Below are 24,811 nucleotides of genomic sequence, written 5' to 3'. Positions count from 1 at the left end.
CTCAGCTCCGGAACAGGTCGTTCAGACGCTCGAAGGACATGGCCTGGCGCACCGCCTGCACACTGCCACGGCGGGCCAGTTCACTGGCCGCCTGGTAGAAGGCGCCATAGGCTACCCGCGCCAGGCTGGAACCGAGGCTGACCCGCCGCACGCCCAGCTCGAACAGGCCTTCCAGCGACATCTGGATGCCGGGAATACCCACCAGCACGTTGACCGGCTTGGGCGCCACGGCACGCACCAGAGCCAGGATCTGGTCGCGCTGGGTCACGCCCGGTGCGTACAGCACGTCAGCGCCGGCCTCGGCGTAGGCTTTCAGGCGCCGCAGGGTGTCGTCCAGGTCGGCGCGACCATGCATGAAGTTTTCCGTACGGGCGCAGAGCATGAAGGGAAAGCCCAGGCCGCGGGCCGCCTCGGCGGCGGCGCGCACGCGCTCGACCGACTGTTCCAGCGGCAGGATCGGTGCCAGCGGATCACCGCTGGCATCCTCGATGGACGCGCCCACCAACCCGACCCGCGCGGCCTCCTCGATGGAGCGCCGGCAATCCTCGGGGGTCGGGCCGTAGCCGCTTTCCAGGTCGGCGGTTACCGGCAGGCCGCTGGCCTGGACGATGGCAGCGGCATTCGCCAGGGCCTGCTCGCGGCTGACCTCGCCCACACCGTCCCGATGCCCCAGGGAAAACGCCAACCCGGCACTGGTGGTAGCCAGCGCCTCGAAGCCCAGACCCGCCAGCAGGCGCGCCGAACCGGCATCCCAGGGATTGGGTAGCACCAGCAGGTGCGTGCCGAAGTGCAGGTCGCGAAACAGCTCTGCCCGTTGCGCTTGCGTCATCGCCATGGCTTTCCCCCGGTCTAGTGAGCACTAGAACAGACCCAGCTGCTCCTCCGCCGGTTCGTCGGCAATCGTCGGCAATTCCGGCAGGCCGGGCAGCCGCTGGCACAACCCGGCATGGAAACGCCGCGCCTGCTGCGGGGCCAGCAGGTTGTCCGGGGTATGCAGGAAGACATAGGGCTGGCGACCCTCCTCGATCCAGCCCGCTACCTTGTCGAGCCAGGGCTCCAGATAGGGCTGGTTGGCATCCAGGTCCGGACCGCCAATGAAGCGGACCTGCGGATGGGTGGTGAACGCCGCCGGACGTACCGGCACGCGCGGTTTCTTGGCCTGGGCATGCAGTACGGCGGGATCGGACGAGGCGCAGGCGAACAGCGCCCGGGAATCCAGGCAGATGCGCTCCACGCCACGTTCGTGCAGCAGCCTATTGAGCTGGCGCTCCTCCTCCCCCTTGGCAAAGAAGGCGCGATGCCGCACCTCCACCGCCAGCGGACGCCCCTGCAGGGCGTCCAGCCAGTCGCCCAGCTCCGGCAAACGCTGCGGGCCGAAGGCGGCGGACAGTTGCAGCCACAACGGACTGAGCCGCTCGCCGAGCGGCTCCAACAGGTTCAGGAACTCGCGGGTGGCGCCCAGGCGCTCCCGCAGGTCGCCCTCGTGGCTGATGTCGCGCGGCAGCTTGGCACAGAAGCGGAAGCCCGCCGGCATGCGCTCGCTCCAGCGGCGCACGGTGTCGGCGGATGGCCAGGCATAGAAGGTGGTGTTGCCTTCGACGGCGTTGAACACACGGCAGTAGTCGCCAAGAAACTCGGCCGGCCGCGTCGACGGCGCATACAGCGAGCCGCGCCAGCCCGCCTCGTTCCACGACGGGCAGCCTAGGTAGTAGGGCAGCATGGGGAGTCCCCGGACGGATTCGGGGCCGATTGTAGGCGACGCGGCGGGTCAGGCGTAAAGATCGATGTAGTGCCGTGCGGGCGGCTCGTCGAGCAGAGCGGCAATGCGGCTGTAGCTGGACAACGCCTCCAGCACCTGGGCGCCGGGCGCAGCGAGCGGCGACAGGGTACGCAGGGCGTTCGGCGTGCGGGCCATGCGCTCGAACTCGGCTTCGCTGGGCACCAGCGCCGTCGCCTCGATCAGCGCGGGCAGGCGATCCATGTCGTCTGCGTCGGCGGCATGCGTACGGCCGGGGCGCCGGGCACGCGAGTGTTGGGAGAGGGGTCGAAATCCGTCGATGCGCATGGCTGAACCTCACAGGTGTCGCCACTCTATGCAGCGCCCCACCTCGATGCAACGCGCAGCCCGTGACCCGCCGCGCATCCTGACGGCTGAGACCGGCGTCGCCGGTGCAGGTTCACCGATTCGTGCATTCCTAGGCTTTTGGCGTGGCGACCTGGTCACGCAGGTAGACGGGCTGCGCCGCGTCGGCCGCCACGGCCTCGCCGCGCGCCCAGGCGAACTCGGCCAGGCGTAGTAGATCCTCGGCATGCGGCAGCAGGCTGGCATCCATACCCAACGACGGCCGCACGGCCAGGCGATCGGCAAAGGCCCAGCCGGTGCCGGCGCCGAACCACTCGCCGGCGGCGCCACGCGGCAGGGCCACCTGTTCGGGCGGTAGCACGGCCTCGACACCGGCCAGGCGCATCTCGCCCGCCTCCAGGCAGTAGCAACCCCAGTACACCTCGCCCATGCGCGCGTCGATGGCCGCTGCCACCTGTTCGACGCCACGTTCGCGATGGGCGCGCTGGGCCAGCACCGCCAGGTTGGAGACCGGCAGCACCGGACGCTGCAGCGCGAAGGCCAGGCCCTGCACCACGCCGATGGCGATGCGCACCCCAGTGAACGCGCCCGGGCCGCGCCCGAAGGCGATGGCGTCCACCGCGGACAGCGCGATGCCAGCCTCGCCGAGCAGCTCCTGCACCATCGGCAGCAGACGCTGGGCATGCAGGCGCGGGATCACGTCGTAGCGACTGAGCAGGCGGCCCTCGTGCAGCAGGGCAACGGAGCAGGCTTCGGTGGCGGTATCCAGGGCCAGCAGGGTGGTCATCACATCGTCCGGTGGGAAATAAAGGGCCGGCATTATAAGCCCGTCCGCTGGCGATCGTGTGCCGGAATCGCCGAACGCCGGAAACGACAACGGCCCGCAAGCGGGCCGTTGTCGAAATGCCGGAGAGCCGATCAGCTCAGGGCGGCGAACACCTTGGCGGTGATCTCATCCACCGAGCCGACACCGGGAACCAGGCTGTACTTGGGCGTGCCTTCGGCAGCGGACAGCTTCTGGTAGAAGTCCACCAGCGGCTTGGTCTGCGAATGGTAGACAGACAGGCGATGACGCACGGTCTCTTCCTTGTCGTCTTCGCGCTGGATCAGTTCTTCACCAGTCACGTCGTCCTTGCCAGCCACCTTCGGCGGGTTGTACTCAACGTGATAGGTGCGGCCGGAGGCCTGGTGGAAACGGCGGCCCGCCATGCGCTTGACGATTTCCTCGTCTTCCACGGCGATTTCCAGCACGTGGTCGATGGTTACGCCGGCAGCCTTGAGGGCCTCGGCCTGCGGAATGGTGCGCGGGAAACCGTCGAACAGGAAGCCATTGGCGCAATCCGGCTGGGTGATGCGCTCCTTGATCAGGTCGATGATGATGTCATCGGAAACCAGGCCGCCGCTGGCCATCACGTCCTTGACCTTCAGGCCCAGCGGGGTACCGGCCTTGACGGCGGCACGCAGCATGTCGCCGGTGGAGATTTGCGGGATACCGAACTTTTCGGTGATGAAGCGGGCCTGGGTGCCTTTACCAGCACCGGGCGCACCCAGCAGAATCACACGCATCGTTGTTATGCTCCTTTAGGTAATCAGGAAGTCTAATAGCCCGTCAGAGGGCCAACCCGTTATAAGGGGCTGGGCAGTGGCGCGACCGAAAAAGGCCGTTCAAGATACACAGCGCCTATCTCGCGTACAAGCGCCTACCCGGCGTGGCCTCTTCCCTATCCCGTGTTGCGCAGTCCGGCGGCGATACCCGCCACACTGACCAGCAGCGCCTGCTCGACCGGCGGGTGAACCTCCGTGCCGGACTGGCGGGAACGGGCCAGAAGCTCGGCCTGCAGCAGATGCAGCGGATCCAGATAGGTGTTGCGCACACTGATGAACTCGAGGGTCTGCGGGTTGTGCTCGAACACCCGTGACTGACCAGTCAGATCGAGTACTACCTGCTCAGCCTGCGACAATAGGTCGCGCAATTCCTGGCCCAGGGGTCGCAGCTCATCGCGCACCAGACGCTCGTCGTAAAGGCGCGCGATCTCGTCATCGGCCTTGGCCAGCACCATCTCCAGCATGTCCAGCCGGGCACGGAAGAACGGCCAGTGCGCGCGCATGTCCTGCAACAGGGCACCTTCCCCGCGCTGCAACGCGTTGCGCAGCGCCGTCTCCCAACCCAGCCAGGCCGGCAGCATCAGCCGGGTCTGGGTCCAGGCGAAGATCCAGGGAATGGCCCGCAAACTCTCGATGCCGCCCTCGCGCCGCCGTGCGGGCCGGCTGCCCAGCGGCAGGCGCGCCAGCTCCTGTTCGGGCGTGGCCTGGCGAAAATACTCCAGGAAGCCGGGATGTTCGCGCACCACGCCCCGGTATGCGGCCAGCGCATCGGCGGACAGGCGCTCCATCTCCTCGCGCCATTCCGGCTCCGGCTCGGGCGGCGGCGCCACGGTCGCTTCCAGCACGGCGGCCAGGTACAGCTTGAGGTTCTGCACGGCGATCTGCGGCAACCCGAACTTGAAGCGGATCATCTCGCCCTGTTCGGTGGTGCGGAACCGCCCGGCCACTGAGCCCGGGGGCTGGGACAGAATGGCGGCGTGGGCCGGTCCGCCGCCGCGCCCCACCGTGCCGCCGCGCCCGTGGAACAGCAGCAGCTCGACGCCCTGCTCCCGGCACAGCGTCACCAGTTCTTCCTGGGCCCGGTACTGCGCCCAGGCGGCGGCCAGGGTGCCGGCGTCCTTGGCCGAATCCGAGTAGCCGACCATCACCTCCTGCGGGCCGGCCAGCCGGGCGCGATAGCTCGGCAGGGCCAGCAGGCGCGCCATGACCTCCCGCGCGCCGCGCAGGTCGGCAAGGGTTTCGAACAGCGGCACCACGCGCATCGGCCGACGCAGGCCGGCCTCCTTGAGCAGCAGCTGCACGGCCAGCACATCCGAGGCTGCGCCGGCCATGGAGATGACGTAGGAGCCGAGGGCCGCTGCCGGCGTCGCGGCGATCAGCCGGCAGGTAGCGAGCACCTCGGCGTTCTCCGGTGCCAGCGGCTGGTCGACCGGCAGCAGCGGACGCGGGTTGTCCAGCTCGCGCACCAGGAAGTCGAGACGCTGCGCCTCGTCCCACTCCGAGTAATGGCCCAGGCCGAGGAAGCGGGTGATCTCGTCCAGCGCGGCCGCGTGACGGCCGGCTTCCTGGCGGATGTCCAGGCGCACCAGGTGCAGACCGAACACCGCCGCCCGGCGCAGGCAGTCGAGCAGGCGGCCATCGGCGATCACCGCCATGCCGCACGCGCACAGCGAGCGGTAACAGAGCGCCAGCGGCGCATACAGCTCGTGCTGGTCGCGCAAAACGCCCTCGGGCTCCGGCACCGGTCGGCGCAGGCAGGCCTCGGCCCAGTCACGGGTAATACGCAGGCGCTCGCGCAACGGCTTGAGCAGTACCCGGTAGGGCTCTGCGTGGTCACCTACGGCGTCTCGCAACTCGGCGCTGGCATCCTGCATGGACAATTCGACCTGCAGCCGGTCGATGTCGCGCAGGTGCAGGTCGGCCGCCATCCAGCGCGCCAGCAGCAGCACCTGGCGGCTGACCTCGGCGGTGACGTTCGGATTGCCGTCGCGGTCGCCACCCATCCAGGAAGCGAAGCGCACCGGCACCGCCTCCAACGGCAGGCGCTGGCCGCAGTGGGTCAGGAGCGCGTCGTCGAGATCGCGCAGCATGTCCGGCACCGCGCGCCACAGGGAATGCTCGATAACCGCGAAGCCCCACTTGGCCTCGTCCAGCGGCGTGGGCCGCTGGCGGCGGATTTCCTCGGTGTGCCAGGCCTCGGCGATCAGGCGGCGCAGGCGCAGCCGGCTGGCGGCCCGCTCGCGCTCGGTGAGGTCGTCGTGATCGCTCGCAGCCAGCTCGGCGGCGATGGCATCGTATTTCTGAATCAGGCTGCGGCGCGCCACTTCGGTGGGATGCGCGGTGAGCACCAGCTCGATATCCAGACCTGCCAGCCGGCTCGCCAGCTCCGCGGGATCGGCGCCGCCGGCCAGCAGGCGCGGCAGCAGCTCGTCCAGCACACGGTTTTCGAACGGCTCCGGCTCGCCCGGTGCCTGGCGGCGCACCTGGTGGTGCTGTTCGGCCATATTGGCCAGGTTGAGGAACTGGTTGAAGGCCCGCGCCACCGGCAGCAACTCATCCTCGCGCAGGCCGTCCAGGGTCTCGCCCAACTGATCGGCGGCGGCCTGGGAACCGCGCCGCCCGCCCTTGGCACCGGTGCGAATGCGTTCGATCTTGTCCAGGAAGGCGTCGCCCAGCTGGGCACGAATGGTCTCGCCAAGCAGTTCACCCAGCAGGTGAACCTCTTCTCGCAGGCGTGCGTCGATCTCCGTCATGGCTGCTCCTCCAGGCGCGATGCATCCAGCCTGAACAGTGCGACAGACAATTACAAGCCGCCGCGCCGACCACGGGCTGAACTAGCCTTGCAATAGACAACGGATGCGTGGGGGACACGCCATGAAGATTCGCGAACTGATCGGGCACTGGGAACAGAACGCCAGGGGCCAGTTGACCCAGGAAACCTATTGCCTGCACCTGGACCTGGAGTCGGCCGCGCGCCTCAACGCGCTGGCCGAGATGTACCCCAAGCGCAACGTGGAGGTGCTGCTGGGCGAGCTGGTGTCAGCCGCCCTGGAGGAACTGGAAGCCAGTCTGCCCTACGTCAAGGGCAGCAAGGTGGTGGCGGTGGACGAACAGGGCGATCCGCTCTACGAGGACATCGGTCCCACCCCACGCTTCCTGGCGCTGTCCCGGCAGTACCTGCAGCGCCTCAGCGAGGGGCAGAAGCCCCACTGATCCCGCTTACTCGGTGATGACCTGCGGGGTTTCCTGACCCATGCAGCGCACCGCCTGCTTGCGGTCATCGACCAGCACGCCAGTGAGGCCTTTCTGCTTGGTGTCGAACAGCACCAGCACGCCATCAATGCACTGGGCAACCTGGTCCGCCGGCTTCAGGGACAGCCGGTAATCCTCCCCGGGCACGGTCTTGAGCATGGTGAACTCCGCCAGCAGCAGCGCGTCCTGCGGCTTGGCGAAATGCACGTAGCCGTAGTAGCTGAGTACCGCGACGGTACCCACCACGGAACCCACGGCAGTGAGGATGTAGGGGATGAGATTGCGCTCGGCCATGCTCGTATCCGGATTCAGCGAAAAGGGAGGCAAGCTTATAGGCACGGGGGCGGAGCGGGAAGCCTGATGGCGAGGCTCGCGAGGCCACACCTGGAAGCCCGCGGACACATCCGCCCACAGGTCCGCAGTGTTTCTGTGGGAGCGGACTTGTCCGCGAGCTTTTCCGGCGCGCCCACCCTAGAGGATATTCGCGTAATCCGCCTCGACCCGGTCCAGGCTCAGGTGGTTGAGGAAGTTGGAGAAGCACATCCAGGCCGACAACGCGTTCAGATCCCGGAACTGCGCCGGCAGGTACTTGGGCGGCGCCACCAACCCCTCCTCCACCAGCTGGCGCAGGGTGCGCATGTCTTCCAGGGTGGCCTTGCCGCAGAACAGCAGCGGGATCTGCTCCAGCTTGCCCTGGCGCACCGCCAGCTGGATGTAGTTGTAGATGAGGATGAAACCCTTCAGGTAGGACAGGTCCTTGGTGAACGGCAGGCCGTCCGGCGCCGAGCCGCGGAACACGCGGCTGGCGTTGCCGTAGCTGTCGTCCTCGCCGTAACCCTGGGCCAGGAAGAAGCGGTAGACGTCGATGAAATCGGCGCCCTCCTCGGCCATGTGAATGGCCCGGGTGCGGTTGGTCAGCTTGCGCAGGCGCGACGGGTACGAGGCGAAGGCGATCACTTCCATAAGAATCGCCAGGCCCTCCTGGGTCACTGTGGAGGTTGGCGGGCCCTTGGCCAGGAAGGTGCAGATCGGCTGATTGAGACCGTTCAGCGTGGTGCCCACGTGCACCAGGCCCTCATGCACTTCCAGAGCCTGCAGGTCGCGCTCGTTGAACATCGCGTCGCTGCGGATCTTGATGTAGTCGGCGCCGGCCGCCGCGTCAGCGACGATGCCGTCGGACTCGAAGACCCGCACCACGCCCTCCCCCTCGCCTTCGCCGAACACCCGGTCCAGGCGCCACTGGAGGATTTCCACTGCCTGGGCGGCGTTGAGGGTCTTGGGCTCATCGGCCAGGTCGCCCCGGCTGGCGATGTTGTTCAGGTAGTCGGAGAGCATCAGCCCCAGGTCGGCCAGCGTCGGATCACCGGCGTGGAAGGCGTCCGAGGCCGCGCCGTACAGCTCCTGGGAGATCAGCCCGAAATCGCTGGTGCCGCGCGCCTCCAACATGCGAATGACCATGCGGTACTCGCGGCACATGCGCCGCATGATCTGCCCGACCGGGCTGAACTGGCCGAGCTGACGGGTGATGTCCCGCTCGATTTCCTGGAACTCGCGCTTCTTGGCCTCGGCATCGAAGGCCAGCGGCCGGGTGTGGTAGTAGCTGCGGTCCACCTCGGGTAGCCGCTGGCCTCCCGAGGCGAGGAACGCCCGGCGGACCGAATCGTCCCACTTCACCGCATCCAGGATACGGATCGGCGCCTGCGCCTCGACCAGGCGATCGGAGAGGTCACGCACCGTCTGCTGATAAGGGTCCAGCGGCATACTTCCTCACTGCTCGACGCGTTGCAGGCGCGCCACTTCAACGAAAACGTCGGCGTTGGCCGGATCGTCCAGGTAACCGAAGACCTCGGCTAGCGCCGAGCGGATCAGCACGCCCTCGCCCTCGGCAGTTTCCACCGCTTCGCCGGCCAGCCGCCCGGCCTCGACTTCCCGCAACAGGCGCGCCACGTCCAGGTTGAACAGCACCAGCTCACCGCTGCGGGTCAGTTCGAAGCCGAGGATGGCGAAATTTCCGCCCAGTTTGCGCGGCAGGCCGGCCGACAGGTACCAGCGCCGACCGTGGCGGGCAACGGTGAAGCCATATTCTTCGGCGCTGTCGAGGTTGTCCGGATCACCCTCGGTGCGCACCGCCCGGTACTGGTGGTTACCCACCCGGCTGATGCGCAGGAACAGCTCATCACCCCATTCATCCTCGCCCTGCCAGACGCCAAGCAGCGGAATGGGCGCCGCCTCGCTGGCCGGCAGCGGTTCACGGAAGGTCACCAGGCAGCCGCCCAACAGCAGCAGCGACGCCATCACCAGCGCGCGCCAGATGCGCATGCTCTTCTCTCCTTGTCGAAACGACGTGAACCAAGCGTAGTCGGTGGTCTTGCGGCAGCGATCTTCCGCCCACCGGGCTCAGCCGTCAAACGCCCACAAAAAACCGCCCGAAGGCGGTTTCTCGTAGGAGCGATCAGTTCTGCGGGCGCATGTGCGGGAACAGGATCACATCGCGGATCGACGGCGAGTTGGTCAGCAGCATCACCAGGCGGTCGATGCCGATGCCCTCACCGGCGGTCGGCGGCATGCCGTATTCCAGGGCGCGCACGAAGTCGGCATCGAAGTGCATGGCCTCGTCGTCGCCGGCGTCCTTGTCCTTGACCTGCTGCATGAAGCGGTCGGCCTGGTCTTCGGCGTCGTTGAGCTCCGAGTAGGCGTTGGCGATCTCGCGGCCGCCGATGAACAGCTCGAAGCGGTCGGTGACGCTGGGATCGTCGTCGGAGCGACGCGCCAGCGGCGAGACTTCGAACGGGTAGCGGGTGATGAAGGTAGGCTGCTCCAGCTTGTGCTCCACCAGCTCCTCGAAAATCATCGTCTGCAGCTTGCCCAGGCCCTCGAAGCCCTTCACGTCGGCGCCCGCCTTCTTGGCGATGGCGCGGCACTTCTCGACGTCCTGCAGGTCGTCCGCAGAGATTTCCGGGTTGAACTTGAGGATCGAGTCGAACACCGACAGGCGTGCGAACGGCTCGCCGAAATGGAACACCTTGTCGCCGTAGGGCACGTCGGTGCTGCCGAGCACCGCGAGGGCCAGCTCGCGGAACAGCTCCTCGGTGAGGTCCATGTTGTCCTCGTAGTCCGCGTACGCGTGGTAGAACTCGAGCATGGTGAACTCGGGGTTGTGCCGCGTGGACACGCCCTCGTTGCGGAAGTTGCGGTTGATTTCGAAGACCTTCTCGAAGCCCCCGACCACCAGGCGCTTGAGGTACAGCTCCGGCGCGATGCGCAGGTACATCGGCAGGTCCAGCGCGTTGTGGTGGGTCTCGAACGGCTTGGCCGCCGCGCCGCCCGGGATCACCTGCAGCATCGGGGTTTCCACTTCGAGGAAGCCGCGCTCGGCGAGGAACTTGCGGATGTGGGCGATGACCTGGGAACGCACGCGGAAGGTCTGGCGGGTTTCCTCGTTGACGATCAGGTCGACGTAGCGCTGACGATAGCGCTGCTCGGTGTCGGTCAGGCCGTGGTGCTTGTCCGGCAGCGGGCGCAGCGACTTGGTCAGCAGGCGTACCTTCTCCATGTGCACGAACAGGTCGCCCTTGTTGGAGCGCTGCACGGTGCCCTCGGCGCCGATGATGTCGCCCAGGTCCCAGGTCTTGATCTCGGCCAGGGTCTCTTCCGGCAGGGTCTTGCGATCCACATACACCTGGATGCGCGCGCTGGTGTCCTGGATGACCATGAAGGCGCCACGGTTGAGCATGATGCGCCCCGCCACCTTGACCGGGATGCGCTCCGCTTCCAACTCTTCCCGGGTCTTGTCCGCGTAGTTCTGCAGGATGTCGCCAGCCAGGCAGTCGCGGCGGAAGTCGTTGGGGAAGACATTGCCCTTGGCGCGCTCGGCGGCAAGTTTTTCCTTGCGCTGGGCGATCAGGCGGTTTTCTTCCTCATGCAGGGCGTGCGGGTTCAGCGGTTGTTCGCTCATGGTGTCTGTGTTTCCCGTCAGGGCGCGGCCGGTGCCGCGTCATCGCTGGGTGCGCGGGGCGCACCGGGTTGTTTCGTCTGCACGAAGGCAGGCATTCGAATCGGGGCATGCCACGCGCATGCCCCGGGATGTGCTTACAGGCCCTGCTTCAGGCTGGCCTCGATGAACTCGTCCAGATCGCCGTCGAGCACCGCGTCGCAGTTGCTCTCCTCGATGCCGGTGCGCAGGTCCTTGATGCGCGACTGGTCGAGCACGTAGGAGCGGATCTGGTGACCCCAGCCGATGTCCGACTTGGTGTCTTCCAGGGCCTGGGAGGCCTCGCGACGCTTCTGCATTTCCAGCTCGTACAACTTGGCGCGCAACATCTTGAACGCGCGGTCCTTGTTGGCGTGCTGTGAGCGTTCGTTCTGGCAGCTCACCACGGTGTTGGTCGGCAGGTGGGTGATACGCACCGCAGAGTCGGTGGTGTTCACGTGCTGGCCACCGGCGCCCGAGGAGCGGTAGGTGTCGATGCGCAGGTCCGCCGGGTTGATCTCGATCTCGATGTTGTCGTCGATTTCCGGCGAGGCGAACACCGCGGTGAACGAGGTGTGGCGGCGGTTGCCGGAGTCGAACGGGCTCTTGCGCACCAGGCGGTGCACGCCGATCTCAGTGCGCAACCAGCCGAAGGCGTACTCACCACGGATGTGCACGGTGGCACTCTTGATGCCGGCGACTTCGCCCTCGGTGAGTTCGACGATTTCCGCATCGAAGCCATGCTTGGCAGCCCAGCGCAGGTACATGCGCAGCAGCATGTTGGCCCAGTCCTGGGCCTCGGTGCCGCCGGAGCCTGCCACGATATCGAGGAAGGCGTTGCTGGCGTCCATCTCGCCGCTGAACATGCGGCGGAATTCCAGCTTTTCCAGGGATTCGCGCAGGCGTGCCAGCTCGGCGACCACATCATTCACCGCGCCTTCGTCGTTTTCCTCGACGGCCATGTCCAGCAGTTCGCGGGAGTCGGCCAGGCCACTGCTCAGTTCGTCCAGGGTCTCGACGATCTGCGCCAGCGTGGAGCGCTCGCGGCCCAGATTCTGGGCATATTCAGGATTGCTCCAGACGTTCGGGTCTTCGAGTTCGCGGTTTACTTCGACCAGGCGATCAGCTTTCTGATCGTAGTCAAAGATACCCCCGAATGGTCTGGGTCCGTTCGGACAGGTCCTTGATGCTGTTCAGGATCGGATTGATTTCCATGGCAGGCGGCACTCGCAGATGAAGCTTCGGAAAAGCCGGCGAGTATACCCCAGCGAACTGCGGCTGACAGCACGCCGGGCGACGGGATTCGTCCGCACCACGGTGGCCACCGGCGCCGGATCAAGCGGGTCGCCAGCTACTAGACTGACGCGACTCGCCCGACATTTCGACGACCCCGCCAACCGAGCCCACAAGAGGGAATACCATGTCCGCGTCGCACACCGCAGTGATCAGCCTGCTCGGCGCCGCCCTGGCGGCAACCGCCGCGCAGGCGGCCGAACCCCTCAAGACCCTGGGCCAGCCCGAGGGGCGGCTGGATATCATCGCCTGGCCCGGCTACATCGAGCGCGGCGATACCGACCCGCAATACGACTGGGTGACCGCGTTCGAAAAGAGCACCGGTTGCCAGGTCAACGTGAAGACCGCCGGTACCTCCGACGAGATGGTCAGCCTGATGTCCAAGGGCGGTTACGACCTGGTCACCGCCTCGGGTGACGCCTCGCTGCGCCTGGTGGCCGGCAAGCACGTGCAGCCGGTCAACATCACCCTGATCCCGAGCTGGAACAGCGTCGATGACCGCCTGAAGAATGCGCCCTGGCACACGGTCGACGGCGTGCACTACGGCACCCCCTACCAGTGGGGACCCAACGTGCTGATGTACAACACCAAGATCTTCCCGAGCGCCCCGACCAGTTGGGCCACGGTGTTCGAAGCGCAGAACCTGCCCGATGGCAAACCCAACAAGGGCCGCGTCCAGGCCTACGACGGCCCCATCTACATCGCCGATGCCGCGCTGTACCTGAAGTCGGCCAAGCCGGAGCTGGGTATCGCCGATCCCTACTTGCTTGACCAGAAGCAGTACGCCGCCGCGCTGGCCCTGCTGCGCCAGCAGCACAGCCTGATCCATCGCTACTGGCACGACGTGACGGTGCAGATGAACGACTTCAAGAACGAGGGCGTGGTGGCGTCCAGCGCCTGGCCGTACCAGGTCAACGCCCTCAAGGCCGAGGGCCAGCCGATCGCCTCGGTGGTGCCGAAGGAAGGCGCCACCGGCTGGGCCGACACCACCATGCTGCATGCCAACGCCCGGCATCCGGTGTGCGCCTACAAGTGGATGGACTGGTCGCTGCAACCCAAGGTCCAGGGCGACCTGGCCGCCTGGTTCGGCTCGGTGCCGGCAGTGCCGGCGGCCTGCACGGGCAACGCACTGCTGGGCGCCGAGGGCTGCAAGACCAACGGCTTCGACAACTTCGAGAAGATCGCCTTCTGGAAGACGCCACAGGCGGAGGGCGGCAAGTACGTGCCCTACAGCCGCTGGACCCAGGACTACATCTCGATCATGGGCGGCAGGTGACGGCGCGGGGAGCACACCATGAGCGTTGCCGTGCAATTCACCGAGGTGTCCCGCCTGTATGGGCAGGTTCGCGCCGTCGACCAGCTGACCCTGGATATCCGCGACGGCGAGTTCTTTTCCCTGCTGGGCCCATCGGGCTCGGGCAAGACCACCTGCCTGCGCCTGATCGCCGGCTTCGAGCAGCCCAGCTCGGGCTCCATCCGCATCCAGGGCGTCGAGGCCGCCGGCCTGCCGCCCTACCGCCGCGACGTCAACACGGTGTTTCAGGACTACGCGTTGTTCCCGCACATGAAGGTGCTGGACAACGTGGCCTATGGCCTGAAGGTCAAGGGCGTGGCCAAGGCCGAACGCCTGGCGCGGGCCCGGGAGGCGCTGAGTCTGGTGGCGCTCGACGGTTTCGCGGAACGCAGGCCGTCCCAGCTGTCCGGCGGCCAGCGCCAGCGCGTGGCCCTGGCCCGGGCGCTGGTCAACCGTCCGCGCGTGCTGCTGCTCGACGAGCCCCTGGGCGCCTTGGACCTCAAGCTGCGCGAGCAGATGCAGGGCGAACTGAAGAAGCTGCAGCGCCAACTCGGTATCACCTTCGTGTTCGTCACCCATGATCAGGGCGAGGCCCTGTCCATGTCCGACCGGGTGGCGGTATTCCGGCAGGGGCGCCTCGAACAGCTGGACACGCCGCGCAATCTGTACCTGCAACCGGCCACACCCTTCGTCGCCGAGTTCGTCGGCACCAGCAACGTGATCCGCGGCGAGCTGGCGCGGCAGCTATGCGGCTCGCCGCAACCCTTCTCGATTCGCCCGGAGCACGCCCGCCTGGCCGATAGCAAGCCGGCGTCCGCCGAGGAGCTGCAGATCAGTGGCCAGTTGCAGGACATTCAGTATCTGGGCGCCGCCACCCGTTTCGAGCTGCGCCTGGACAACGGCCAGAACTTCACCGTCAGCCAGCCGAACACGCACTGGAGCCTCGACGCCCCGCCGGTGCTGCCCGGCCAGCGGGTCAGCGCCCGCTGGCCGCGAGCGGCCATGGTGCCGCTGCGCGAGGCGCCCTGATGGCCACCCCGGTCACTGCACAACCGCGGGAGCAGGCGGGCCCGGTGCGCCGGTTCGCCGACCTGCTGTACCGCAAGCCGACCCTGTATCTGTCGCTGCTGCTGATCCCGCCGCTGCTGTGGTTCGGCGTCATCTACCTGGGCTCGCTGCTGGGCCTGCTCTGGCAGAGCTTCTACACCTTCGACGATTTCAGCATGACGGTCACGCCCACGCTGACCCTGGACAATCTGCGCGCGCTGTTCCAGCCGGCCAACTTCGACATCATCCTGCGCACCCTGAGCATGGCCGTGGCGGTTTCCGTGGCCAGCGCCCTGCTGGCCTTTCCGATCGCCTTCTACATGGCATTGCACACCTCAGGGCGCACCAAGGCGTTCTTCTACATCGCGGTGATGCTGCCGATGTGGGCCAGCTATATCGTCAAGGCCTACGCCTGGACGCTGCTGCTGGCCCAGGGCGGCGTGGCCCAGTGGTTCATCGACCAGCTCGGACTGCGCTTCTTGCTGGAGTCGCTGCTGGCCATTCCCGGGGTGGGCGGCAGCACCCTGTCGACCTCGCACCTGGGCCGCTTTCTGGTGTTCGTCTACATCTGGCTGCCCTTCATGATCCTGCCGATCCAGGCCGCGCTGGAACGCCTGCCGCGCTCCCTGCTGCAGGCCTCGGCGGACCTGGGCGCACGCCCGGCGCAGACCTTGCGCCTGGTCATCCTGCCGCTGGCCATTCCCGGCATCGCCGCCGGATCGATCTTCACCTTCTGCCTGACCCTGGGGGATTTCATCGTGCCGCTGCTGGTCGGCCCGCCGGGCTTCTTCATTGGCAACATGGTGTATGCCCAGCAGGGCTCAATCGGCAACCTGCCCATGGCCGCCGCCTTCACCCTGGTGCCCATCGTGCTGGTGGCGCTCTACCTGTCCGTCGTCAAGCGACTGGGGGCGTTCGATGCGCTCTGACCGGCCGTCCCTGGGGCTCCGGCTGGCCGCCTGGGGCGGCCTGCTGTTCCTGCATTTTCCGATCCTGATCATCGGCCTGTATGCCTTCAACACCGAGACCGCCGGCTTCAGCTTTCCGCCCAAGGGCTTCACTCTGCACTGGTTCGGCGTGGCCTTCGCCCGTCACGATGTGCTCCAGGCCATCAGCCTCTCGCTGCAGGTGGCGGCCCTGGCCACGCTGATCGCCCTGCTGCTCGGCACCCTGGCGGCCGCGGCGCTGTGGCGGCGCGACTTCTTCGGCAAGGAAAGCGTGTCGCTGCTGTTGATCCTGCCCATCGCGCTGCCCGGCATCGTCACCGGCCTGGCGCTGCTGTCCGCCTTCAAGCGGTTCGGCATCGAGCCGGGCATCCTGACCATCGTCATCGGCCACGCCACCTTCTGCGTGGTGATCGTCTACAACAACGTCATCGCCCGCTTCCGCCGCACCCAGTACAGCCTGATCGAGGCCAGCATGGACCTGGGCGCCGATGGCTGGCAGACGTTCCGCTACATCGTCCTGCCCAACCTGGGTTCGGCGCTGCTGGCCGGCGGTATGCTGGCCTTCGCCCTGTCCTTCGACGAGATCATCGTCACCACATTCACCGCCGGCCACGAACGCACCCTGCCGCTGTGGCTGCTCAACCAGCTGTCCCGCCCGCGCGATGTGCCCATCACCAACGTGGTGGCCCTGCTGGTGATGCTGGTGACCATGCTGCCGATCCTCGCCGCCTATTACCTGACCCGGGGCGGTGACGAGGTGGCGGGCGGCGACAAATGACACCGAGCCACCCAACCGTTCCATCTCGTTCATCTAGGGAGCCCAAGATGCAAACCAAACTGCTGATCAACGGCGAGCTGGTCGCTGGCCAGGGACCGGCCCAGCCGGTCCTCAATCCGTCCCTGGGCAGCGAGCTGCTGCGGATTGCCGAAGCCGGTCCGGAGCAGATCGATGCGGCGGTGCGTTCGGCCGATGCCGCCTTCGACGGCTGGTCACAGACCCCGCCCAAGGACCGCGCCGCCTGCCTGCTGGCCCTGGCCGACGCCATCGACACCCACGCCGAGGAGCTGGCCCGGCTGGAGTCGCAGAACTGCGGCAAGCCCTATACCACCGCCCTGAACGACGAGCTGCCGGCGATCTCCGACGTGTTCCGCTTCTTCGCCGGCGCCAGCCGCTGCCTGCAGGGCTCGGCCGCCGGCGAATACCTGCCCGGGCACACCTCGCTGATCCGCCGCGATCCCATCGGCGTGGTCGCCTCCATCGCGCCCTGGAACTACCCGCTGATGATGGCGGCCTGGAAGCTGGCGCCAGCGCTGGCCGCCGGCAACTGCGTGGTACTCAAGCCCTCCGAGCAGACGCCGCTGACCGCGCTGCGCCTGGGCGAGCTGATCGCCGAGATCTTTCCTGCCGGCGTAGCCAACATCCTGTTCGGGCGCGGCGCCAGCGTGGGCTCGGCCCTGGCCGGCCACGACCAGGTGCGCATGCTGTCGCTGACCGGCTCCATCGCCACCGGCGCGAACCTCATCGCCGGCAGCGCCGCCAGCGTCAAGCGCCTGCACATGGAACTGGGCGGCAAGGCGCCGGTGATCGTCTTCGACGACGCCGACCTGGAGGCCGTGGTCGAGGGCATCCGCACCTTCGGTTTCTACAACGCCGGCCAGGACTGCACCGCCGCCTGCCGCATCTATGCGCAGAAAGGCATCTATGAACGGTTCGTTGCGCGCCTGGGCGAAGCCGTGGCCAGCCTGCGCCAGGGCCTGCAGGACGATGCGGCCACCGAACTGGGGCCGCTGATCAGCGAGGTCCAGCGCCAGCGGGTCGCCGGCTTCGTCGAGCGCGCCAGCGCCCTGCCTCACGTCGAGGTGGTGACCGGCGGCAAGGCGCCGGGGGATGCCGGCTTCTTCTTCCTGCCGACCGTGCTGGCCGGCGCTCGCCAGGAGGACGAAATCGTCCGCCACGAGGTGTTCGGCCCGGTGGTGTCGGTAACGCCGTTCGAAGACGAGGCCCAGGCGCTGGCCTTTGCCAACGACTCCAGCTACGGCCTGGCCTCCTCCGTGTGGACCCGCGACATCGGCCGCGCCCATCGCCTGGCGGCGCGTCTGCAGTACGGCTGCACCTGGGTGAACACCCACTTCACCCTGGTCAGCGAGATGCCGCACGGCGGCATGAAGCGCTCCGGCTATGGCAAGGACCTGTCCATGTATGGCCTGGAGGACTACACGGCGGTACGCCACGTCATGATCAGGCACTGAAGGGAACTAGCGGATCGGCGTATCCCGATGCGCCGCCCGCACGTACTGCGCCGGCCACGGCACCGAGGCATCGCCCAGGTAGCCGGCGGCGTGCAGCGGCCAGTAGGGATCGCGCAGCAGCTCGCGGGCCAGCAGGATCAGGTCGGCCTGGCCGGTACGCAGCACGTGCTCGGCCTGCACCGCTTCGGTGATCAGCCCCACCGCGCCGGTGGCGATCCCCGCCTCGCGGCGGATGCGTTCGGCGAACTGGGTCTGATAGCCAGGGCCGATGGGGATTTCCGCGTTGGCCGAGGTACCGCCCGAGGACACATCGATCAGATCCACGCCCAGTGCCTTGAGCCGGCAGGCCAGCTCCACCGTCTCGTCTGGATTCCAGCCATCTTCCACCCAGTCGGTGGCGGAAAGGCGCACCAGCAGCGGCAGGTCAGCCGGCCAGACCTGACGCACCGCCTCGGTCACCTGCAGCAGCAGGCGGATGCGATTCTCGAAGGAGCCGCCGTAGTCATCCCCACGGCGGTTGGAGAGCGGCGAGAGGAACTGGTGCAGCAGGTAGCCGTGTGCAGCATGCACTTCGGCGACTTTGAAACCGGCGATCCGCGCCCGCTCGGCGGCCTCGACGAAGGCGCGCACGATCCCGGCGATGCCCTCGGCGTCCAGCTCGGCGGGCACCGCGTGCTCGGGATCGAAGGCCAGCGGCGACGGGCCGACCGGCACCCAGCCGCCCTCGTTCAACGGCACGCTGCCGCGTTTGCCACGCCAGGGCTGCCAGGTGCCGGCCTTGCGTCCGGCATGCGCCAGCTGGATGCCGGCCACGGCGCCCTGGGACTCGATGAACGCGGTGATGCGCCGCAACGGCTCCACGTGCGCCTCGCTCCAGATGCCCAGGTCATGGGCACTGATCCGGCCCTCGGGCAGCACGGCGGTGGCTTCGAAGATCACCAGGCCGGCACCGCCGACGGCGCGACTGCCCAGGTGCACCAGGTGCCAGTCGGTGGCCAGACCGTCCTCGCCCGCCGAGTACTGGCACATGGGCGACACCGCGATGCGGTTGGGCAAGGTCAGCTGACGCAGGTTCAGCGGCTGGAAAAGCAGCGACATGACGAATCTCCCGAACGATTTTCACCCACCAGTAAAGACCTCCTGCGACAGCCTGAAGCAGTCGACCCGCTATAAAGCCGACCACCCGGCTGGCCGATAACCCGTATGGTCAGCAAGGAAAACCCGGCCGCCGGGTGCGCGGGCGGTGGATCCTCCGACCCACTACAACAACAACGAAATGCAAGGGAAGGTGCCCCATGCTTCGCCTGTTCGCCGATCTCAAGTTCCGCTGGAAAATCGCCCTCCCCATCCTTGTCCTGGCCGTGCTGCTGATGCTCATGGGCCTGCTCGCGATGCGCAGCATCGAACATCTGGTGCAGGCCTCCACACAACTGACCAACCGTTCGCTGCCGGCGGTGAGCCTGCTGCTCAATGCCGACCGCGACCTGTACCAGGCGTTCATCGCCGAACGCAGCCTGCTCGGCGACTTCACCGAAGAGCATGCCCAGGCGCTGCGTGACAGTCACCGCGAGAATCTGAGCCAGGCCCACGAACGGGTCAATCGCTACGCGACGCTGCAGCCCTCCCCCGAGGCGCGCCGCCTGGTGGAAGAGTTCAATCGGGGCTTCGAACGCTGGAAGGCCACTTCGGAACGGGTGCTGGCGATGACCCGTGAATACCCGGCCGGCGCGACCGCGCTGAGCTTCGGCGAAAGCGAGAAGCTGTTCGAGGCGGCCCGCGACGCCATCGATAAGCTCGGCGAGCTGGAAGACGCCACCGCCGAGGCACTGGGCCAGTCGGCTATTGACCAGGGCATCGCCAACCGGGTGCAACAGGGCACGCTGGTGATGATCGGCCTGCTGATCTGCACGCTGCTCGCCTTCGCCTTTCCGATGCTGGTTACCCGGCCGCTGCAGCGCCTGCTGGAGCGGCTCGAGCAGATCGCAGACGGTGACGGCGACCTGCGTGGACGCGTGGAAGCCAGCTCCCGGGACGAGCTGGGTCAGCTCGGGCGCGCCTTCAACCGGTTCCTCGACAAGCTGCAGCCGATGATCGCCGAGATCGGCTCCCTGGCCGGATCGGTGTCCACCTCGGCCCGCGACCAGGCGGGCCTGGCGGCGCGCAACGACGAGCTGATCAGCAACGAGTTCGCCGCAGTCGACCAGGTCAGCACCGCCGCCACGGAGATGAGCGCTGCCGTGCACGAGGTGGCGCGCAGCGCGCAGCAGGCCGCCGACACGGCGCGCGAAGCCGATGAGCAGTCGCGCCATGGCGCGCAGGTGGTCGGCGCGAGCATCACGGTGATCCGCGCCCTGGCCAGCGACGTGGGCAACGCCGCGAAGACCATCAGGGCCCTGGAGGAGGAAACCGCCAGCATTGGCGCAGTGCTGGAGGTGATTCGCACGATTGCCGAACAGACCAACCTGCTGGCCCTCAACGCCGCCATCGAGGCGGCCCGCGCCGGCGACCAGGGTCGCGGCTTCGCGGTGGTAGCCGACGAGGTACGCGCCCTGGCGGCGCGCACCCAGGAATCCACGGTGGACATCCAGGCGCGCATCGAGCGTCTGCAGAGCGGCGTGCAGCAAGCGGTGCGCGCCATGGAAAGCGGCGGCGGCAAGGCCACCGACAGCGTGCAGCGCGTGGCGGATGTGGAGCAGGTGCTCGACGGCACGCGCGGCGCGATCCAGCGCATCAACGACATGGCCGCGCAGATCGCCACCGCCTGCGAGGAGCAGAGCAGCGTGACCGAGGAGATCGCGCGCAACATCGACGAGATCCGTACCCTGTCCAACCAGGCGACGCAGATGTCGGAGCAAAGCACCCAGGCCAGCCGCGGCCTGTCGGAGCTGTCCGGCCAGCTGGCGCGGCTGGTGGGGCGCTTCCAGGTGTGAACGTGCGCTACCGCGTGCCTGTGGCGGCCGGGAAAGCGCTGACCGCAATACGGCGGGGCGAGGGCCGTCAGCGCGGCGCCAGGTGGCTGACCAGCAGCTGGACGCTTTCCTGCCCGCGGTACTCGTTGACGTCCAGCTTGTAGGCCAGCTCGACCCAGCGCACCGTCGGGTTGGGCCATTGTTCGCGGTCGATGTTGAAGGCGATACCATCCAGCGTGCGGCTGCCACATTCGGTCTTCACCACCAGCTTCAGGTGCCGCTCGCCTACCAGGCGCTGCTGCACCAGCTGGAACATGCCATGGAACAGCGGCTCGGGAAAATGCTGACCCCAGGGCCCGGCGTGGCGCAGGGCGCGGGCCAGCTCCAGGTGGAACTCCTCGGCGCCCAACTGGCCGTCGGACAGTAGCCGGCCAGTGAGATCCTCGTCGCTGAGCTGGCGGCGCACCTCGGCATCGAAGGCGGCGGCGAAGGCGCCGAAGTTCGCTACCGGCAACGACAGGCCGGCGGCCATGGCGTGCCCGCCGAACTTGCTGATCAGCCCCGGATGGCGGGCCGCCACGGCGTCCAGCGCATCGCGAATATGGAAGCCCGGCACCGAGCGCGCCGATCCCTTGAGCAGGCCGTCGCCGGCATCGGCGAAGGCGATGGTCGGGCGGTGGTAGCGCTCCTTCAGACGCGAGGCGAGGATGCCGATCACACCCTGGTGCCATTCCGGCTCGAACAGGCACAGGCCGAACGGCAGTTGCTCGACCGGCAGGTCCTTCAACTGGGCCAGCGCCTCGCGCTGCATGCCCTGCTCGATGGCCTTGCGATCCTGGTTGAGCTGGTCGAGCTGCACTGCCATGTCGCGGGCCAGGACCTCGTCCTCGCAGAGCAGGCATTCGATGCCCAGACTCATGTCGTCCAGGCGGCCGGCGGCGTTCAGGCGCGGGCCGAGGATGAAGCCGAGATCAGTGGAGGTGATGCGCGCGGCCTGCTTGCCGGCTACTTCAAGGATCGCCTTGAGGCCGGGCCGCGCCCGGCCGGCGCGGATGCGCGCCAGCCCCTGATGCACGAGGATGCGGTTGTTGGCGTCCAGCGGCACCACGTCGGCAACACTGCCCAGCGCCACCAGATCCAGCAGCTCGCCGAGGTTTGGCTCAGCCAGGCCGGCGCGGGCGAACCAGCCGATTTCGCGCAGCCGCGCACGCAGCGCCAGCAGCACATAGAAGATCACGCCGACCCCGGCCATCGCCTTGCTGGGAAAGTCGCAGCCCGGCTGGTTGGGGTTGACGATGGCATCGGCTGCGGGCAATTCGGGGCCCGGCAGGTGGTGATCGGTGACCAGTACCTTGAGTCCGGCCGCCTTGGCCGCCGCCACGCCATCCACGCTGGAGATGCCGTTGTCCACGGTGATCAACAGCTCCGGCCGTCGCTGCAGCGCCACCGCGACGATTTCCGGCGTCAGGCCGTAGCCGTACTCGAAACGGTTGGGCACCAGGTAGTCGACATGCGCCACACCAAGCATGCGCAGGCCCAGCACACCGACACAGCTGGCGGTGGCACCGTCGGCATCGAAGTCACCGACGATCAGCACCCGCCGATGCTGCTCCAGCGCCTCGACCAAAAGCGCCACCGCCGCGTCGATGCCGGCCAGTTGCTGGTAGGGGAGCAGCCGCGCCAGCCCCTTCTCCAACTCGACGGCGCTACGCACGCCACGGGCGGCATACAGGCGGGTCAGCAGCGGCGGCAGGTCGCCCAGATCGGGCAGGGAGTCGGGCAACGGGCGGGGTTCGATACGCATGGACAACTCGGATCGCAGGGCAGTCGTGGGGTGGATCGCACTTTTATTGATCCACCAAGCGGTGGGCGCGGGCTTCAGCGCTCGCCGGCCAGCCACTCCAGGGGAATCTCGTGCTGGCCACGCTCATCGGTGACGAACAGTTCGCCATCGCTGATCATCACGCTCCAGCTCAGCGAGCGCGGCAGGTCTCGGGCCAGATTCTCCAGCGCGGGCTGGTCGACCGCCACCACGCTGAGGTTCTTCAGGTTGCGCACGCTGTCGAGCACCCGGGTCTGCCAGACCCGCAGGCTGCCATAGGCCACCAGACTGAAGCGCTCGGCGCGGCGCGAGCACCAGGTCATGCGATCGGCATCCGGCTGACCCACCTCGATCCAGTGCAGCACCCGGTCGTCCAGGCTCTTCTCCCAGAGCGCCGGCTCATCGACATCCGACAGGCCGCGACCGAAGGCCAGCTGCGGGTCGTACCACAGGGCATAGGCGATCAGCCGCACCGCCAGGCGCTCCTCGGTTTCCGAGGGGTGGCGGGCGACGGTGAAGCGCAGGTTCTCGTAGATCCCGCGATCCAGATCGGTGAGATTGAGTTCGACTTTGTAGGGCGTGGCTTGCAGGGCCATGGCGGGCTCGTCCGGAGAAAAGGCGGCAATTCTACCTGAAGCGCCACCCGGGCGCCCGCCGGCATCAGGCGTAGGTACGCACCCGGTCGCTGCCGCGCAATGCGGCGAGCACCGTTTCGTCGGTGCTGCCACCGGCGACCAGCAGGTCGCGGCGCACGCTGTCCAGCACTTCGGCCAGGCCGGCGGGGTGACCCAGCAGCGCACGGCCGACCACCCGACTGATCAGTGGCTCTCCCTTTTCGTCATGCAGGGTGATGACACGACCGCCATCGGGCCGGCGCGGCCCCAGGGTGACGTTGTAGGAAGCCAGCGCGGCCAGCAGTGCATTCATGTCCATCCGATACAGCCCCGGTAACCGATTGAAAAACCGGGGCTTTGAGGCCGGCAAAGGCGGAAAGTTCCGTCAGGCGTTGCCAGCCAGGCGCAGGCGCGCGGCCTGGGTGAAATCCAGCATGCGCTTGAGCGGCTTGACGGCGCGCGGCACCAGTGCCGAGTCCACGAGGATCTCGTTGCTGCCCTCGCGCAGGGTATGCAGAGTCCGCTCCAGGGTGTTCATGGCCATCCACGGGCAGTGTGCGCAGCTGCGACAGGTGGCACCGCTGCCGGCGGTGGGCGCCTCGATGAACTCCTTGTCCGGGCAGAGCTGCTGCATCTTGTAGAAGATGCCGCGGTCGGTGGCGACGATGAAGGTCGGATTGGGCAGGGTCTGCGCCGCCTTGATCAACTGGCTGGTGGAGCCTACCGCGTCGGCCAGCTCGATGACCGCTTCGGGGGATTCCGGGTGCACCAGCACAGCCGCTTCGGGGTACAGGACCTTCATGTCGGCCAGTTGCTTGGCCTTGAACTCCTCGTGAACGATGCAGGCGCCATCCCACAGCAGCATGTCCGCGCCGGTTTCACGCTGGATGTAGCGACCCAGGTGCTGGTCGGGTGCCCAGATCAGCTTCTCGCCATTGTCCATCAGGCTCTCGACGATCTCCAGCGCGCAGCTGGAGGTCACCACCCAGTCGGCACGCGCCTTGACCGCTGCCGAGGTGTTGGCATACACCACCACGGTGCGCTCGGGATGCTGGTCGCAGAAGGCGGCGAATTCCTCCACCGGACAACCGAGGTCGAGGGAACAGGTGGCCTCGAGGGTGGGCATCAGCACGCGCTTTTCCGGGTTGAGGATCTTGGCGGTCTCACCCATGAACTTCACCCCAGCCACCAGCAGAGTGCTGGCCGGGTGCTGACTGCCGAAGCGGGCCATCTCCAGGGAATCGGCGACGCAACCACCGGTTTCCTCGGCCAGTGCCTGCAGCACGGGATCGCAGTAGTAGTGGGCAACCAGCACGGCATCCTGCTTCTTCAGCTCGGCGGCGATTTCAGCGCGAAGGCTGGCCTCCTGCTCGGGCGTCAGCGGCTTGGGCTGCTTGGCGGCGAGGTGGGCTTGGACCAGGATGCGCTCGGGGATCTGAGACATGACGGCAGGACCTGCAAACTCGACTGAAGCGGAAGGCGAGTATACACCCGACCCAGCCACCGGCGGCTGCCTGCGGCATGGCGAGCGCATACGAAAAAGCCGGAAATCAATCTTTCAACTGATTTCCGGCTTCTACTCGTTTCAACTGGTGGGTCGTGTAGGGCTCGAACCTACGACCAATTGATTAAGAGTCAACTGCTCTACCAACTGAGCTAACGACCCGATGGCTGTGCATCATACTGATTTAATTCAGGAAATCAACGGTTTTTTTATGCTGACCG

General features: G+C 67.2%; 23 protein-coding genes, 1 tRNA gene and 1 pseudogene. 8 read left to right on the top strand and 17 right to left on the bottom strand.

Translation table 11 applies throughout. The features are described from left to right. Position 1: 1 nt before the first annotated feature. The 6 genes from PT85_RS06340 to ppc all read right to left on the bottom strand — a co-directional run bounded on the left by PT85_RS06340 (position 2) and on the right by ppc (position 6,441). Positions 2 to 835 carry an isocitrate lyase/PEP mutase family protein gene (locus tag PT85_RS06340; protein ID WP_027589809.1) on the bottom strand — a complete coding sequence of 278 codons (834 nt, stop codon included), beginning with the start codon at positions 833 to 835 and terminating at the stop codon, positions 2 to 4. Positions 836 to 859: 24 nt separating this feature from the next. Beyond that, positions 860 to 1,720 carry a DUF72 domain-containing protein gene (locus PT85_RS06335; RefSeq protein ID WP_039560594.1) on the bottom strand — a complete coding sequence of 287 codons (861 nt, stop codon included), beginning with the start codon at positions 1,718 to 1,720 and terminating at the stop codon, positions 860 to 862. Positions 1,721 to 1,768: 48 nt separating this feature from the next. Further along, complete coding sequence (locus PT85_RS06330) at positions 1,769 to 1,981, bottom strand: hypothetical protein (RefSeq protein ID WP_027589807.1); 213 nt, start codon at positions 1,979 to 1,981, stop codon at positions 1,769 to 1,771. Between the two features lie 214 nt (positions 1,982 to 2,195). Continuing rightward, positions 2,196 to 2,870 (bottom strand): tRNA (adenosine(37)-N6)-threonylcarbamoyltransferase complex dimerization subunit type 1 TsaB, encoded by a 675-nt coding sequence (gene tsaB / locus PT85_RS06325; protein ID WP_039606205.1) that lies wholly within the window; start codon positions 2,868 to 2,870, stop codon positions 2,196 to 2,198. 131 nt (positions 2,871 to 3,001) lie between these two features. After that, on the bottom strand, positions 3,002 to 3,649 hold the full coding sequence (gene adk, locus PT85_RS06320) for an adenylate kinase (protein ID WP_027589805.1): 648 nt from the start codon (positions 3,647 to 3,649) through the stop codon (positions 3,002 to 3,004). 155 nt (positions 3,650 to 3,804) lie between these two features. Continuing rightward, positions 3,805 to 6,441: a phosphoenolpyruvate carboxylase gene (ppc, locus tag PT85_RS06315; RefSeq protein ID WP_039606204.1), complete on the bottom strand. Its 2,637-nt coding sequence runs from the start codon at positions 6,439 to 6,441 to the stop codon at positions 3,805 to 3,807. Between the two features lie 121 nt (positions 6,442 to 6,562). Between ppc and PT85_RS06310 the strand changes: the two genes are divergently transcribed. Beyond that, the gene (locus PT85_RS06310) at positions 6,563 to 6,901 is read left to right on the top strand and encodes a hypothetical protein (protein ID WP_027591369.1); all 339 of its coding nucleotides are present in this window, start codon (positions 6,563 to 6,565) and stop codon (positions 6,899 to 6,901) included. A 6-nt stretch (positions 6,902 to 6,907) separates the two neighbouring features. Here PT85_RS06310 and PT85_RS06305 read toward each other — a convergent pair whose 3' ends face one another. The 5 genes from PT85_RS06305 to prfB all read right to left on the bottom strand — a co-directional run bounded on the left by PT85_RS06305 (position 6,908) and on the right by prfB (position 12,125). Next, the gene (locus PT85_RS06305) at positions 6,908 to 7,234 is read right to left on the bottom strand and encodes a hypothetical protein (RefSeq protein ID WP_039560598.1); all 327 of its coding nucleotides are present in this window, start codon (positions 7,232 to 7,234) and stop codon (positions 6,908 to 6,910) included. 177 nt (positions 7,235 to 7,411) lie between these two features. Continuing rightward, positions 7,412 to 8,701, bottom strand: coding sequence for a flavohemoglobin expression-modulating QEGLA motif protein (locus PT85_RS06300; RefSeq protein ID WP_027591367.1), 1,290 nt, complete (start codon positions 8,699 to 8,701; stop codon positions 7,412 to 7,414). Positions 8,702 to 8,707: 6 nt separating this feature from the next. Further along, positions 8,708 to 9,259, bottom strand: coding sequence for a hypothetical protein (locus PT85_RS06295; RefSeq protein WP_039606203.1), 552 nt, complete (start codon positions 9,257 to 9,259; stop codon positions 8,708 to 8,710). 133 nt (positions 9,260 to 9,392) lie between these two features. Next, complete coding sequence (gene lysS / locus PT85_RS06290) at positions 9,393 to 10,895, bottom strand: lysine--tRNA ligase (RefSeq protein ID WP_027591365.1); 1,503 nt, start codon at positions 10,893 to 10,895, stop codon at positions 9,393 to 9,395. A 134-nt stretch (positions 10,896 to 11,029) separates the two neighbouring features. Beyond that, positions 11,030 to 12,125, bottom strand: a protein-coding gene (gene prfB, locus PT85_RS17995; protein ID WP_139181985.1) for a peptide chain release factor 2 whose coding sequence is annotated in 2 segments (ribosomal slippage) — positions 11,030 to 12,052 and positions 12,054 to 12,125 — 1,095 coding nt in all. Because the reading frame shifts where the segments join, the coding sequence is not laid out codon by codon here. A gap of 205 nt (positions 12,126 to 12,330) precedes the next feature. Here prfB and ydcS point away from each other — a divergent pair. The 5 genes from ydcS to PT85_RS06260 are packed head-to-tail and all read left to right on the top strand — an operon-like array spanning position 12,331 to position 17,741. Further along, entirely contained in the window at positions 12,331 to 13,479 is a 1,149-nt protein-coding gene (gene ydcS / locus PT85_RS06280) for a putative ABC transporter substrate-binding protein YdcS (RefSeq protein ID WP_039606201.1), read from the top strand. Positions 13,480 to 13,497: 18 nt separating this feature from the next. Beyond that, complete coding sequence (locus PT85_RS06275) at positions 13,498 to 14,526, top strand: ABC transporter ATP-binding protein (RefSeq protein ID WP_039606200.1); 1,029 nt, start codon at positions 13,498 to 13,500, stop codon at positions 14,524 to 14,526. Then, positions 14,526 to 15,473 (top strand): ABC transporter permease, encoded by a 948-nt coding sequence (locus PT85_RS06270; RefSeq protein ID WP_039560605.1) that lies wholly within the window; start codon positions 14,526 to 14,528, stop codon positions 15,471 to 15,473. The genes PT85_RS06275 and PT85_RS06270 overlap by 1 nt, the downstream gene beginning before the upstream one ends. Then, positions 15,463 to 16,269, top strand: a complete 807-nt coding sequence (locus PT85_RS06265; RefSeq protein WP_039606199.1) for an ABC transporter permease — start codon at positions 15,463 to 15,465, stop codon at positions 16,267 to 16,269. Before PT85_RS06270 ends, PT85_RS06265 begins: the two co-directional genes overlap by 11 nt. A 47-nt stretch (positions 16,270 to 16,316) precedes the next feature. Beyond that, positions 16,317 to 17,741: a gamma-aminobutyraldehyde dehydrogenase gene (locus PT85_RS06260; protein WP_039606198.1), complete on the top strand. Its 1,425-nt coding sequence runs from the start codon at positions 16,317 to 16,319 to the stop codon at positions 17,739 to 17,741. A gap of 6 nt (positions 17,742 to 17,747) precedes the next feature. Here the strand turns inward: PT85_RS06260 and PT85_RS06255 are convergent, their stop codons facing one another. Continuing rightward, positions 17,748 to 18,839: an NADH:flavin oxidoreductase/NADH oxidase gene (locus PT85_RS06255; RefSeq protein WP_027589289.1), complete on the bottom strand. Its 1,092-nt coding sequence runs from the start codon at positions 18,837 to 18,839 to the stop codon at positions 17,748 to 17,750. Positions 18,840 to 19,036: 197 nt separating this feature from the next. Between PT85_RS06255 and PT85_RS18515 the strand changes: the two are divergent. Together PT85_RS18515 and PT85_RS18510 are read left to right on the top strand one after the other, a co-directional pair. Then, a pseudogene (locus PT85_RS18515) lies at positions 19,037 to 19,813 on the top strand (MCP four helix bundle domain-containing protein); the annotation flags it as partial. A 15-nt stretch (positions 19,814 to 19,828) separates the two neighbouring features. After that, positions 19,829 to 20,671: a methyl-accepting chemotaxis protein gene (locus tag PT85_RS18510; protein ID WP_407681080.1), complete on the top strand. Its 843-nt coding sequence runs from the start codon at positions 19,829 to 19,831 to the stop codon at positions 20,669 to 20,671. A gap of 67 nt (positions 20,672 to 20,738) precedes the next feature. Here PT85_RS18510 and recJ read toward each other — a convergent pair whose 3' ends face one another. From recJ to PT85_RS06225, 5 genes are all read right to left on the bottom strand, one after another. Beyond that, positions 20,739 to 22,454, bottom strand: a complete 1,716-nt coding sequence (gene recJ, locus PT85_RS06245) for a single-stranded-DNA-specific exonuclease RecJ (protein ID WP_039606196.1) — start codon at positions 22,452 to 22,454, stop codon at positions 20,739 to 20,741. 74 nt (positions 22,455 to 22,528) lie between these two features. Continuing rightward, positions 22,529 to 23,068: a YaeQ family protein gene (locus PT85_RS06240; protein ID WP_039606195.1), complete on the bottom strand. Its 540-nt coding sequence runs from the start codon at positions 23,066 to 23,068 to the stop codon at positions 22,529 to 22,531. Positions 23,069 to 23,132: 64 nt separating this feature from the next. Then, positions 23,133 to 23,399: a DUF3509 domain-containing protein gene (locus tag PT85_RS06235; protein WP_051587324.1), complete on the bottom strand. Its 267-nt coding sequence runs from the start codon at positions 23,397 to 23,399 to the stop codon at positions 23,133 to 23,135. Positions 23,400 to 23,471: 72 nt separating this feature from the next. Next, positions 23,472 to 24,530 (bottom strand): quinolinate synthase NadA, encoded by a 1,059-nt coding sequence (gene nadA / locus PT85_RS06230; RefSeq protein WP_027589284.1) that lies wholly within the window; start codon positions 24,528 to 24,530, stop codon positions 23,472 to 23,474. 146 nt (positions 24,531 to 24,676) lie between these two features. Then, positions 24,677 to 24,752: transfer RNA gene (locus tag PT85_RS06225), tRNA-Lys, on the bottom strand. Positions 24,753 to 24,811: the final 59 nt, after the last annotated feature.

Source organism: Pseudomonas flexibilis, assembly GCF_000806415.1.
Taxonomy (GTDB): domain Bacteria; phylum Pseudomonadota; class Gammaproteobacteria; order Pseudomonadales; family Pseudomonadaceae; genus Serpens; species Serpens flexibilis.
The sequence above is the reverse complement of the archived record's forward strand: the minus strand, read 5'-3'. Positions and strand labels throughout refer to the sequence as shown.